Source organism: Knoellia sp. 3-2P3, from assembly GCF_029223115.1.
Lineage (GTDB): Bacteria > Actinomycetota > Actinomycetes > Actinomycetales > Dermatophilaceae > Pedococcus_A.
This window is the reverse complement of sequence record NZ_JARGZE010000003.1, coordinates 143,427-155,615: the sequence shown is the minus strand read 5'-3', so window position 1 is coordinate 155,615 and position 12,189 is coordinate 143,427. Positions and strand designations below refer to the sequence as shown.

The 12,189-nt window shown below is 71.6% G+C and carries 13 protein-coding genes; 7 read left to right on the top strand and 6 right to left on the bottom strand.

The features are described from left to right. The first annotated feature begins 44 nt into the window (after window positions 1–44). Together ileS and P0Y31_RS10895 are read left to right on the top strand one after the other, a co-directional pair. Window positions 45–3,320, top strand: coding sequence for an isoleucine--tRNA ligase (gene ileS / locus P0Y31_RS10900; protein WP_275869267.1), 3,276 nt, complete (start codon window positions 45–47; stop codon window positions 3,318–3,320). After that, window positions 3,320–4,723: a folylpolyglutamate synthase/dihydrofolate synthase family protein gene (locus tag P0Y31_RS10895; protein ID WP_275869265.1), complete on the top strand. Its 1,404-nt coding sequence runs from the start codon at window positions 3,320–3,322 to the stop codon at window positions 4,721–4,723. Before ileS ends, P0Y31_RS10895 begins: the two co-directional genes overlap by 1 nt. A 39-nt stretch (window positions 4,724–4,762) precedes the next feature. Here the strand turns inward: P0Y31_RS10895 and P0Y31_RS10890 are convergent, their stop codons facing one another. The 4 genes from P0Y31_RS10890 to P0Y31_RS10875 all read right to left on the bottom strand — a co-directional run bounded on the left by P0Y31_RS10890 (window position 4,763) and on the right by P0Y31_RS10875 (window position 6,874). Then, window positions 4,763–4,903 (bottom strand): hypothetical protein, encoded by a 141-nt coding sequence (locus tag P0Y31_RS10890; RefSeq protein ID WP_275869263.1) that lies wholly within the window; start codon window positions 4,901–4,903, stop codon window positions 4,763–4,765. Window positions 4,904–4,961: 58 nt separating this feature from the next. Continuing rightward, window positions 4,962–5,099 carry a hypothetical protein gene (locus tag P0Y31_RS10885; protein ID WP_275869261.1) on the bottom strand — a complete coding sequence of 46 codons (138 nt, stop codon included), beginning with the start codon at window positions 5,097–5,099 and terminating at the stop codon, window positions 4,962–4,964. Between the two features lie 111 nt (window positions 5,100–5,210). Further along, complete coding sequence (locus P0Y31_RS10880) at window positions 5,211–6,254, bottom strand: zinc-dependent alcohol dehydrogenase family protein (protein ID WP_275869259.1); 1,044 nt, start codon at window positions 6,252–6,254, stop codon at window positions 5,211–5,213. Then, window positions 6,251–6,874, bottom strand: coding sequence for a cation transporter (locus P0Y31_RS10875; protein ID WP_275869257.1), 624 nt, complete (start codon window positions 6,872–6,874; stop codon window positions 6,251–6,253). The genes P0Y31_RS10880 and P0Y31_RS10875 overlap by 4 nt, the downstream gene beginning before the upstream one ends. Before the next feature lie 70 nt (window positions 6,875–6,944). On the opposite strand from P0Y31_RS10875, the gene P0Y31_RS10870 reads away from it, so the two are divergent. From P0Y31_RS10870 to ndk, 3 genes are read left to right on the top strand one after another with little or no spacing between them, the layout of a single operon-like run. Beyond that, on the top strand, window positions 6,945–7,217 hold the full coding sequence (locus P0Y31_RS10870; RefSeq protein WP_275869255.1) for a hypothetical protein: 273 nt from the start codon (window positions 6,945–6,947) through the stop codon (window positions 7,215–7,217). Continuing rightward, window positions 7,214–7,630, top strand: coding sequence for a DUF4233 domain-containing protein (locus P0Y31_RS10865; protein WP_275869253.1), 417 nt, complete (start codon window positions 7,214–7,216; stop codon window positions 7,628–7,630). Before P0Y31_RS10870 ends, P0Y31_RS10865 begins: the two co-directional genes overlap by 4 nt. A gap of 5 nt (window positions 7,631–7,635) precedes the next feature. Further along, window positions 7,636–8,064 carry a nucleoside-diphosphate kinase gene (ndk, locus tag P0Y31_RS10860; RefSeq protein WP_275869251.1) on the top strand — a complete coding sequence of 143 codons (429 nt, stop codon included), beginning with the start codon at window positions 7,636–7,638 and terminating at the stop codon, window positions 8,062–8,064. A 97-nt stretch (window positions 8,065–8,161) separates the two neighbouring features. On the opposite strand, the gene P0Y31_RS10855 is transcribed toward ndk, so the two are convergent. After that, window positions 8,162–8,683 (bottom strand): MarR family transcriptional regulator, encoded by a 522-nt coding sequence (locus P0Y31_RS10855; RefSeq protein WP_275869250.1) that lies wholly within the window; start codon window positions 8,681–8,683, stop codon window positions 8,162–8,164. Window positions 8,684–8,769: 86 nt separating this feature from the next. Between P0Y31_RS10855 and P0Y31_RS10850 the strand changes: the two genes are divergently transcribed. Then, on the top strand, window positions 8,770–10,035 hold the full coding sequence (locus tag P0Y31_RS10850) for an MFS transporter (RefSeq protein WP_275869248.1): 1,266 nt from the start codon (window positions 8,770–8,772) through the stop codon (window positions 10,033–10,035). A gap of 45 nt (window positions 10,036–10,080) precedes the next feature. On the opposite strand, the gene P0Y31_RS10845 is transcribed toward P0Y31_RS10850, so the two are convergent. Further along, complete coding sequence (locus tag P0Y31_RS10845; protein WP_275869246.1) at window positions 10,081–10,842, bottom strand: SDR family oxidoreductase; 762 nt, start codon at window positions 10,840–10,842, stop codon at window positions 10,081–10,083. A gap of 329 nt (window positions 10,843–11,171) precedes the next feature. On the opposite strand from P0Y31_RS10845, the gene P0Y31_RS10840 reads away from it, so the two are divergent. After that, window positions 11,172–12,185 carry a rod shape-determining protein gene (locus P0Y31_RS10840; RefSeq protein ID WP_275869824.1) on the top strand — a complete coding sequence of 338 codons (1,014 nt, stop codon included), beginning with the start codon at window positions 11,172–11,174 and terminating at the stop codon, window positions 12,183–12,185. Window positions 12,186–12,189: the final 4 nt, after the last annotated feature.

Sequence of the window (12,189 nt, the reverse complement as noted above, 5' to 3'; positions counted from 1 at the left end):
CTCGTGGGAAGTCGAAGCGACACGAGCGACGAAGGACCTGCCGAATGACCTACCCGAAGGTCTCCAGCGACCCGACCAGCACCAGCGTCCCCGCGAGCCCGAGGTTCCCGGAGATCGAGGAGCGCATCCTCAAGTACTGGGACGAGGACGGCACCTTCCAGGCGTCCGTGGCGAACCGCGAGATGGGCGAGAACGGCGCCAACGAGTTCGTCTTCTACGACGGCCCGCCCTTCGCCAACGGCCTGCCGCACTACGGCCACCTGCTGACCGGCTACGTCAAGGACGTCGTCCCGCGCTACCAGACCATGCGGGGCAGGCGCGTCGAGCGGCGTTTCGGCTGGGACACCCACGGCCTGCCCGCCGAGCTCGAGGCGATGAGCCAGCTCGGCATCAAGACCAAGGACGAGATCCTCGAGCTCGGCATCGAGGACTTCAACGCCAAGTGCCGCAGCTCGGTGCTGAAGTACACCGACGAGTGGCGCGAGTACGTCACCCGGCAGGCGCGCTGGGTCGACTTCGACAACGACTACAAGACGCTGAACCCGCAGTACATGGAGAGCGTCATCTGGGCGTTCAAGCAGCTCTACGACAAGGGCCTGGTCTACGAGGGCTTCCGGGTGCTGCCCTACTGCTGGAACGACCAGACGCCGCTGAGCAACCACGAGCTGCGCATGGACGACGAGGTCTACCAGGTGCGCCAGGACCCCTCGGTCACGGTCGGCCTGCGCCTCGAGACCGGCGAACTGGCCCTCATCTGGACGACCACGCCCTGGACCCTGCCGTCCAACCTGCTCGTGGTGGTCGGCCCGGACATCGACTACGTCGTCGTGGAGTCGGACTTCACCGGCACGACGGAGCGCTACGTCCTCGCGGAGGCCCGGCTCCCGGCCTACGCCCGCGAGCTCGGCGGCGACAGCCCGGAGGCGCTGGAGTCGCGCATCGTCGAGCGGCTCAAGGGATCCGACCTCGTGGGCCGGTCCTACACGCCGCCGTTCTCCTACTTCAAGGGGCACCGGGGCGCCCACCGCATCGTGGCCGACGACTACGTGACCACCACCGACGGCACCGGCCTGGTCCACAACGCCGGCGCCTTCGGCGAGGAGGACAAGGTCACGACCGACCGCGAGGGCATCAAGCCCGTCGTGCCCGTCGGCGCCGACGGCAAGTTCGCCTACCCGGTCATCGACTACGAGGGCGTGCAGGTCTTCGACGCCAACGCGCTCATCATCGACGACCTCAAGGCGGCCACCCGTGGCACGGGCGACCACGGCGCGGTGACCCCGGGCACGGTGCTGCTGCGCCGCGAGTCCTACGCGCACTCCTACCCGCACTGCTGGCGCTGCCGGCAGCCGCTGATCTACATGGCGGTCTCGTCCTGGTTCGTCGAGGTGACGAAGTTCAAGGACCGCATGCTCGAGCTCAACGACCAGATCACGTGGGTGCCCGAGCACGTCAAGCACGGCCAGTTCGGCAAGTGGCTCGAGAACGCCCGCGACTGGTCGATCTCGCGAAACCGCTTCTGGGGCAGCCCGATTCCCGTGTGGAAGTCGGACAACCCGGAGTACCCGCGCATCGACGTCTACGGGAGCTTCGAGGAGCTCGAGCGCGACTTCGGCGTCGAGGTCGAGGACCTGCACCGGCCGTTCATCGACCGGCTCACCCGCCCCAACCCGGACGACCCGACCGGCAACTCCACCATGCGCCGGGTCGAGGACGTGCTCGACGTGTGGTTCGACTCGGGGTCGATGTCGTTCGCCCAGGTGCACTACCCGTTCGAGAACGCCGAGTGGTTCGAGCACCACTTCCCGGGCGACTTCATCGTCGAGTACATCGGCCAGACCCGCGGCTGGTTCTACACGCTGCACATCCTGGCCACGGCGCTGTTCGACCGGCCCGCCTTCTCCTCCTGCGTCAGCCACGGCATCGTGCTGGGCTCCGACGGGCAGAAGATGTCGAAGTCGCTGAAGAACTACCCCGACGTGCGCGAGGTGTTCGACCGTGACGGCGCCGACGCGATGCGCTGGTTCCTCATGAGCTCGCCGATCCTGCGCGGCGGCAACCTCGTCGTCACCGAGCAGGGCATCCGCGACGGCGTGCGCCAGGTGCTGATCCCGCTGTGGAACTCCTGGTACTTCTTCAGCCTCTACGCCAACGCCGCGAACGGCGGGAAGGGCTACGAGGCGAAGTGGTCCACCGGGTCGACCGACGTGCTCGACCGCTACCTGCTGGCCAAGCTGCGCGAGTTCGTCGAGCAGGCGCAGACCCAGCTCGAGGCCTACGACATCGCCGGTGCCTGCGACTCGACCCGCACCTTCCTCGACGTCCTCACCAACTGGTACATCCGGCGCAGCCGGGACCGGTTCTGGGACACCGCCGGCGCCGACTCGTCGGTCTCGGGGGCGGCGTTCGACACCCTCTACACGGCCCTCGAGGTCGTCTGCCGGGTGGCGGCCCCGCTGCTGCCGCTGACCACCGAGGAGATCTGGCGCGGCCTGACGGGCGGCCGGTCGGTGCACCTCACCGACTGGCCCGACGCCTCGGACCTGCCGAGCGACCACGCCCTGGTGGCGGCCATGGACACCGCGCGCGAGGTCTGCTCGACGGCGTCGTCGCTGCGCAAGGCCAACAGCCTGCGCGTGCGCCTGCCGCTGCGCGACCTCACCGTCGTGGTACAGGACGCCGCGTCGTTGAAGGACTTCGGCGCGATCGTCGCCGACGAGGTCAACGTCCGCACCGTCACCCTGCGCGACGTGACGGAGGCCAGCCAGGCCGACTTCGGCGTCTCGCAGAGGCTGACCGTCAACGCCCGCGCCGCCGGGCCGCGCTTGGGCCGCGACGTGCAGCAGGCCATCAAGGGCAGCAAGAGCGGTGACTGGTCGGTGGCCGAGGACGGCACCGTGGTGGCCGGTGGCCTGGCGCTGCAGGAGGGCGAGTACGCCATCGAGACGGTCGTCGACCAGTCCGCGGCCGGAGGCTCGCGCGCCACGGCGATGCTGCCCGGCGGCGGCTTCGTCGTCCTCGACACCGAGGTGACGCCGGAGCTGGCCCAGGAGGGCCTGGCCCGCGACATCGTCCGTGCCGTGCAGCAGGCCCGCCGCGACGCCGGCCTCGAGGTCAGCGACCGGATCAGCCTCACCGTCACGGGTGACCAGGACGTGTGGGAGGCGACGGTGGCCCACCAGTCGCTCATCGTCGAGGAGACGCTCGCCTCGCAGTTCGGGTCCGCCCCGCAGCTCGAGGCCCTGCCGCAGCGGGCCGACGTGGTCGAGGCCACGGTCGGTGACGGCCAGGCCGTGCGCATCAAGGTGATGAAGCTCTGATGGCGGGCACGAACCGCTCGGGTCGCCCCGACGCCGCCCAGCAGGCCGCCGCGCACAACCTCGAGGTCCGGAGGCGGATGCGCCTGGCCGAGGAGGCGATCCTCGCCCGCGCGCCGGAGCACGACCTCGAGCCCAGCCTCGACCGCATCGCCGCGGTGATGGAGCTGCTCGGCGACCCCCAGCGCAGCTACCCGGTCATCCACCTGACCGGCACCAACGGCAAGACGTCGACGACGCGCATCATCGAGTCGCTGCTGCGCGAGCTGGGCCTGCGCACGGGCCGGTTCACCTCGCCGCACCTGCACACCGTGCGGGAGCGGATCGCGCTGTCGGGTGAGCCGATCGCCGAGGAGAAGTTCCTCGCGGCCTACGACGACGTGCTGCCGTTCATCGAGATGGTCGACGCCCGGTCGGCCTCCGAGGGCGGCCCCCTCATGACCTTCTTCGAGGTGCTCGTGGCGGTCGCGTATGCCGCGTTCGCCGACGCCCCTGTCGACGTCGCCATCGTGGAGGTGGGCATGGGCGGCGGCTGGGACGCCACCAACGTCGCCGACGGCTCGGTCGCCGTGGTGACCCCGGTGGCACTCGACCACCAGCACTTCCTGGGCACCACGCTCGAGGAGATCGCGGCGGAGAAGTCCGGGATCATCAAGTCCGACGCGGTGGCCGTCGTCGCCGTGCAGGAGCCCGAGGTCGCGCAGGTGCTGCTCGACCGCGCCACGGAGGTGGGCGCGCGGATCGCGTTCGAGGGCAACGACTTCGGTCTCCTCACCCGCGAGGTCGGGGTGGGCGGGCAGCAGATCTCCGTGCGCGGCATGGCCGGCGACTACACCGACCTGTTCCTGCCGCTGCACGGCGCGCACCAGGCCCACAACGCGGTGCTGGCGCTGGCCGCGGTCGAGGCCTTCCTCGGCGGCGGGGAGCAGCGCCTCGACCCGGAGGTCGTGCGTGCCGGCCTGGCCGCGGTCGCCTCGCCGGGGCGCCTCGAGATCGTGCGGCGGTCGCCCACGGTCATCGTGGACGCCGCCCACAACACGGCGGGTGCGCTGGCCCTGCGCACCGCGCTCGAGGACTCGTTCAACTTCGCCCGTCTCGTCGGGGTCGTCGCGATCCTCAAGGACAAGCCGGCCACCGAGATGCTCGAAGTGCTCGAGCCCGTGTTCGACCACGTCGTCATCACCTCGACGACGTCGCCGCGGGCCATGCGGCCCGAGGACCTCGGCGAGCTCGCCGCGGACATCTTCGGCGAGGACCGCGTGACCGTGGTCCATCAGCTCCCGGACGCGCTCGACACCGCCGCAGGCCTCGCCGACGAGGGCGGAGTCGGCGGGGGAGTGGTGGCCACCGGCTCGGTGACCACCGCCGCAGAGGTCCGCATGCTGCTGGGCACCACCGAGGTGTGAGTCGGGTCAGGGCGGCCACCGGTCGTGGCCGCCCTGATGTCACCGCTTCTTGCCCAGGTCGTGGATGTCGAGGTGGTGCGGCGCCTTGGCGTCGGCCTTGGCGTGCTTCTCGGCGCGTTTCTCCTTGATGGACTTGCCTGCCTTCTTGGACATGTGCGAACGGGGCGACTTGTCACTCATGGCTGCTCCCTGGCTGGAGGCCTGGGTGGCCTCACCCCCTGACGGTACGCCCCCGCGGTCAGCGGTGCTTCGCGAGCTCGTGGATGTCGAGGTGGGTGGACGTGAAGTCGGCCTTGGCCCGCTTCTCCGCCCGTCGCTCCTTGATCGACTTGCCCGGCTTCTTGGCCGCGTGCGTGGGCTTGGACCTCTGGCCCATGACTCCTGCCTTCCCGTGTGGGGCCCTTTCGAGCGGGGGCTCCTCAGGTCGACCGTACGCCCGGCGGCCGCGGCCGGACATGGTCCGAAGGGCCCGGGCGTGAGAAGGCGATCATGCAGGAAGACTGACGACCGTCATGCCGGCCCCGGCGCGCGGTCGGTCCATCGCTGCCAGTGCCTCGCCGGCCTGGTCGAGGTCGATGACGTCTCCGACGAGCAGGTGGGGCTGGAGCCGGCCGTCCTCGACCATCGCCAGCATGGCGGGGTACTCGTGCGCCGCCATGCCGTGGGAGCCGTAGACCTCCAGCTCGTGCGCGACCACCCGGTCCATCGGCAGCGGCGGCGTCGCCGCGTCGCCCAGCAGAAGGCCGACCTGCACGTGGCGTCCCCGCCGCCGGAGGCTGAGCACCGAGGCCACGGCGGTCTCCGGGGCGCCGAGGGCGTCGAGCGAGACGTGCGCTCCGCCGCGGGTGGCCTCCCGCACCCGCTCCGCCACGTCGGCGCGCTCACGGGCGTCGACCACCAGCTCGGCGCCGACGGCCCGGGCGCGCTCGAGGGCGGCGGGGGAGACGTCGACGGCGATGACCCGGGCACCGAGAGCGGCACCGATCATCACCGCCGAGAGGCCGACGCCACCGCAGCCGTGCACCGCCAGCCAGTCCCCGTGGCCCACTCGCCCGTGGACGGTGAGCGCGCGGAAGGCCGTGGCGAACCGGCAGCCGAGGGAGGCTGCCGTGACGAAGTCGACGGAGTCCGGCAGCAGCACGAGGTTGAGGTCGGCAGCGTGCACCGCGACCCGCTCGGCGAAGGACCCGGGACCGGTGAAGCCGGGCTGGGTCTGGTTCGGGCAGACCTGCGCCTCACCGGCGGCGCACCAGTCGCAGGTGCCGCAGCCGCAGACGAACGGGACGGTGACCCGGTCGCCGACGCCCCACCGGCTGACCCGTGAGCCCACCTCGCCGACGACCCCGGCGAACTCGTGGCCGGGCGTGTGGGGGAGGGCGACCGGGTCGTGGCCCTTCCACGCGTGCCAGTCCGAGCGGCACACCCCGGTGGCGCGCACCGCGATGACGACGCCGTCCTCGGGGCATGCCGGCTCGGACGCCTCGACGACCCTCGGCGGGGAGCCGTGGTCGGTGTAGACGAGGGCCCTCACGGGTCGAGCTCCTCTCCGGCCAGGGCCTTGGCCGCCAGCCGCTCCTCCTCGGCGAGCTCCCAGACCTCCTTGGCCGCGGTGCCGTTGAGCGCCACGATCACGAGGCCCAGGACGATGTCGGGCCAGCCCGAGAGCGTCCACACCGTGAGGCCGGCGACCACGATGATCAGGGCGTTCGCGATGACGTCGTTGCGGGCCGCGAGGTAGGCCGCGTGGGACATGCTGCTGCCGTGCGCGCGCATCCGGGCCAGGAGCAGTGCGCAGACGGTGTTGACCATGATCGCGCCGCCTGCCGTGACCGCGAGGGAGAGCGGGTCCGGGGGGCTGGGGTCGGAGAACTTCGCCACCGCCTGCCACAGCGCCGCCAGCGCCGGGACCAGGATGATGAGCGCCATCGCCTTGCCCATCAGAGCCCGGCGGTGCGCGCTCAGCCCGAGGGCCAGCGCGATGAGCAGGTTGACCGCGGTGTCCTCGAGGAAGTCGACGCTGTCGGCGAAGAGTGAGACCGAGCCGATCGCCAGCGCCACGCCGACCTCGACGAAGAAGTAGGCGAGGTTGAGGGCAGCCACCAGCAGCACGGTGCGGCGCAGCTGGCGGGTGGTGATGACGGGTCCGTCCACGACCTCATCCAATCAGGCACCTGCCCGGGCGAGGTGCGCGCGGCCCGCGCGCACGGCATACGGTTGGGGCATGCACCCGTTCACCAAGCTGCTGCTGATCCTGGCGCTGGTCGTGCTGGTTTTCTGGCTGGTCACCAAGTTCCGTGACCGACAGGTGCCCGAGGACCCGATGCCGCCCGTGCCGGTCAGCGACCTGCCGCCACGGGTGCAGGAGTCGATCGACCACGCGCTCAGTGAGGGCAAGACCATCAACGCCATCAAGATCTACCGCGACGCCACCAACGCCTCGCTCGCGCAGGCGAAGCAGGCGATCGACGTCCGCAGCTGGCAGCGCAAGCCGTGAGACACCTGACCTTCTACGGCACGCTCGGCACGTTCAGCTGGCGGATGCTCGCCACGGTGCTCGCCGGCGAGTCGATCATCGTGTTCTTCGGCGCCCTCGTGGCCCGGGCCATGTCGTCAGCCGGTGGGGACGACAGTGGCGGTGCCTGGCTGGCGACGGGTTCGGCACTGGCGGTGCTGTGCCTCGTGGCCGCCGGCCTGGTGCGACGGCCCTGGGGGGTGACGCTGGGGTGGGTCGTGCAGGCCCTCACGCTGCTCAGCGCGCTCGTCGTGCCGGCCATGCTCATCGTGGGGCTGATCTTCCTGGCCCTGTGGGTGCTGTGCATGGTGCAGGGCAGCAAGATCGACGCGCTGCAGGCCCAGCGGAGGGCACAGGCCCACGGCGGGTCCGCGCGACCGCCGTCGGTAGGCTGACCGCCGTGACTGCTCAGACTGAACGCTCCCTTGTCCTGGTCAAGCCCGACGGTTTCTCCCGCGGCCTCACCGGCGAGGTGCTCCGCCGCATCGAGGCCAAGGGCTACGCCCTGGTCGCCCTCGACGTGCTGACGCCGACGCGCGAGATGCTGGCCGCCCACTACGCCGAGCACGAGGGCAAGCCGTTCTACGAGCCGCTGGTCGAGTTCATGTCGAGCGGCAACGTCGCCGCCGTCGTCATCGAGGGCAACCGCTGCATCGAGGGCTTCCGCGCGCTCGCCGGGGCCACCGACCCGACCGTGGCGCTGCCCGGCACGATCCGGGGCGACCTCGGCCGCGACTGGGGCAGGAAGGTCCAGGAGAACATCGTCCACGGCTCGGACTCGCCGGAGTCCGCGGCTCGCGAGATCGCGATCTGGTTCCCCAAGCTCTGACCGACCGTATGCCGCGAAGGCCCCGACCACGTGGTGGTCGGGGCCTTCGCGTTGCGGCCCTGAGCGGGCCGGCCCTGCCCGTTCCTGCTGAGGCCGGTCAGGCGGTCTCGAGGTCGTCGAGGCCGCCGATGACCACCTCGAGCAGGGAGGCGAGCGTCTCGCGCTGGGCCTTGGTGAGTCCGGCCAGGGTGTCGGACTCGACGACGTTCGCCTCACGGACGGCGGCGGTGAACAGCTCCCACCCCCCGGTGTCGAGGGTGACGAGCACCCGGGTGCGGTTCGCCGGGTCGGGCTCACGCCGCACCCAGCCCCGCTCGGCCATCCGGTCGAGCCGGTGGGTCATCGACGATGCCGCGCAGCTGGTGACGTCGGCGAGCTGGCTGGGGGTCACCGGGGAGTCGCCGGCCTTGGCGAGGTGGGCGAGGACGGCCCACTCGCCGTGGCTCAGGCCGAGGTCGGCCAGCTGGCGGCCGTACCACTTGTCGAGCTTGCGGGTCAGGCCGTAGACGGCCGTGATGACCCGCTGCACCGACTCGTCACCACCGGCGGCCACGTAGGCGCGCACGGCCGCCTGGTACTGCCGCTGGGCCGACTGCGACGCGGTCTTCTTGGCAGGCATGCGCCCATCCTGTCATGCTAGTATTTCGAAATCGAAATCTTGCATCTCGAATTATTCCACTTCGAACTCTGAAACGACCGATACCCGTGCGCGCCCGTCTGCTCATCCTCGCCTCCGCCGTCGCCATGCTCGGCTGGGGCACCGTCCTTCCCTACCAGTACGCCTACGCCGCGAACACCCGTGGCTGGGGGAGCCTTGCGGCTGCTGCCGCATCCAGCCTGTTCTCCATCGGCGCACTGCTGTCGGCACCCGTAGGTGGCCGGCTGGCCGACCGGGTCAACCCGGTCGCCGTCGCCGTGGGTGCCAAGGGGGTGGCCGCCCTGGGTGCCCTCGGCCTGGTGGTCGCCGGTTCGCCGGCCACCTTCCTGCTCGGCATGTTCGTCTTCGGCGTGGGCATCACGGCAGCGGCTCCGGCACAGACCGTGCTGGTCCTGCGCTGGGTCGGCGGGGGAGCCGACCGCCGCCGCGTCTTCGCCTGGCAGTTCACCGGCCAGGCCCTGGGCATGGCGGTCGGCGCATTCGCCGCCGGCTACATGGTCGACCTCGACCGCACGGACGGCATGTGGCCGGCGTTCACCACTGCGGCGGCCGGGTTCGTGGTCTCCGCGCTCCTGATCCTGCTCGCCGGTCGCGGCGCCCCTGCGGTGACCGATGAGCAGCTGGGGGTCGAGGCTGCGGCAGAGGCCTCTGGGCGGGTCGCTGCCCGCACCGCGCTGCGCCTGATCTGGGCGAACCCTGCGCTGCGGTGGACCGCGCTGGTCACCGTCACGCTCGCACTCGGCTTCTACGCCCAGTTCGAGAGCGGGCTGCCGGCCTACGCCCTCACCGTGCTCCACGTCGAGGAGACGGTCATCGGGATCGCCGCCGCGGTCAACTGCGTCGTCATCATCGCGCTGCAGATGGTCGTCGTCCGCCTGACGGCCCAGCGCAGCGCCGCCAGCCTGCTCATGGGCGTGGCCGCGATCTGGACGCTGTCGTGGCTGCTGCTCGCGGCCGCCTCGCAGGCTCCGGCCCTGGCTGCCGCGCTGTTCGTCACGACGTTCGGCGTGTTCGCGGTCGGCGAGACGATGTACGCGCCCGTGCTCAACCCGCTCACGGCCAGCCTCGCGCCGCAGGGCATGGTCGGCACGACCCTCGGCATCTTCACCGCGCTGCAGACCGGCGTGTCCGCGGTCGGGCCGCTGGTGGCCGGGGTCGTGCTCGGAGCCGGGCTGGGGTCGCTGTTCATCGGCCTGCACGTGGCGATCAGCGCGCTGGCCGTCTTCGCCGCCTGGCGGCTGCGGCGCAGCCTCCGGGCGATGCCCGAGCGGGCGACCGCGAACACGACCGTGGATGCCGCGCTCGCGGCCTGACCGTCCCACCCGGCGGGGCCTGGGCCGCGGCCCAGCCCTTCGAGGCTAGGCCGCGGTCCAGCCCCCGTCGCTCGGGATGATGGCTCCGTTGACGTTGACCGCCTCGTCGCTGGCCAGCCAGAGGACCAGCGAGGCGATCTCGTCGGGCTGGGCCTGCCGTTGGGCTCGACCGAAGCCGACCTGCAGGCGTTCGAACGACCACGGGACGCGCGGCACGGCGCCACCCTCGGCGATGTGGGTCTCGACCCCGCCCGGGCAGATGGCGTTGGTGCGCACACCCTGCGGGCCGTAGAAGAAGGCCGTGTTGCGGGTCATGCCGACCAGCGCGTGCTTGGAGGCGGTGTAGGCCAGGCCGGCCGCCCCACCGGTGATCGCGGCGATCGAGGCGATGTTGACGATCGAGCCCCGGCCCTGCTCGAGCATCCCGGGGAGCACCGCGCGCATGAGCCGCATGGGGGCCGTGACGTTGACCGAGAGCACCCGCTCCCAGGTCTCGTCGTCGAGGTCGGCGGCGGGCAGGAACCAGTCCATGATCCCCGCGTTGTTGACGAGGACGTCCGCACCACCGTGGGCCCCGGCGGCTGTGACCACGGCCTCGACCCCTTCCGGGGTCGCCAGGTCGCAGGTCACCCGGACCACCTGGCCGGGCATGGTGTCCTCACCCTTGAGCTCATCGAGCCGCTCGGCATTGCGGTCCGCGGCGATGACGACCGCGCCCTCGGCCGCCATGCGCAGGGCGATCGCCCTGCCGATGCCGGACGCCGCGCCGGTGACGATGGCGACGCGTCCGTCGAGTCTCTCGCTCACTGTCCCTCCTTCGGTGGCGGCCACCCCCGCGGTGGTCCCACCAGCACCGTCGCAGCGCCGGGACCCGGGTTCCCAGAGGCCAACGGCCCACCCCTGGGTGCCCCGGCGTCGCGCTCGCCGCGTGCATGGCCCGCAGTAGCGCTGGCCGCAACCCACGGGCGCCTGGCGGGGCGAGGTGCCGCGCGAGGGTTGACCTCGTCCCGCGACCGGTGCCGACACGGCTCCGGTCACGACGCTCGAGGACGGGAGCCGCGACACGACGTCGCGGCTCCCGTCTGGTCGTGCGGGGCACCCGTAGCATCGCCCCCGTGAGTGGGGTGCGGGGGTGGATGACGCTGGGCAGGGACCTCGCGATCGACCTCGGCACCGCCAACACCCTCGTCTACGAGAGGGGCCGGGGCGTCGTCCTGGACGAGCCGTCGGTGGTCGCCGTGGAGGCCGGCACGTCGCGGCTGCTGGCCGCCGGCACGCGCGCCAAGGAGATGATCGGGCGCACCCCGGGGCACGTCCGGGCCGTGCGGCCGCTGAGCGACGGGGTGATCTCTGACGCCGACATCACCGAGCGCATGCTGCGCTACTTCGTCGACCAGGTGCGCCCGTCCCGCCTCGTGCGACCACGCATGGTCGTGTGCGTGCCCAGCGAGGTGACAGGGGTCGAGCGTCGGGCGCTGGAGGACGCGGCGGTCCGCTCCGGTGCGCGACGGGTCTACGTCATCGAGGAGCCCATGGCCGCCGCCATCGGTGCCGGCCTGCCCGTCAACGAGACGGCGGCGTCCATGGTGGTCGACATCGGCGGCGGCACGACCGACGTGGCCGTCATCAGCCTCGGCGGCATCGTCACCTCGCGCTCGCTGCGGGTGGGCGGCGACGAGATCGACGAGGCGGTCATCGCGCACGTCAAGGGCGAGTACTCGCTGCTGCTCGGCGAGCGCAGCGCCGAGGACATCAAGGTGCAGGCCGGCTCGGCGTTCCCGCTGCGCCAGGAGACCAGCACCCGGGTCCGCGGCCGCGACCTGGTGACCGGCCTGCCCAAGACCGTGACGGTCTCGAGCCAGGAGGTGCGCCGCGCCATCGAGGGCCCTGTGCTGCAGATCGTCGAGCTGGTGCGTGCCACGCTCGACGTGTGCCCGCCGGAGCTTGCGGGCGACGTCCTCGTGGGCGGGATCACGCTCACCGGCGGGGGTGCCCTGCTGCGCGGTCTCGACGAGCGGCTGCGCCACGAGCTCGGAGTGCCGGTGAGGGTGGCCGACGACCCGCTGCGCTCGGTGGTGCTCGGCTCGGGTCGCTGCGTCGAGGAGTTCGCCACGCTGGAGCGCGTGCTCATCGACAGCCGACGCTACTGAGACG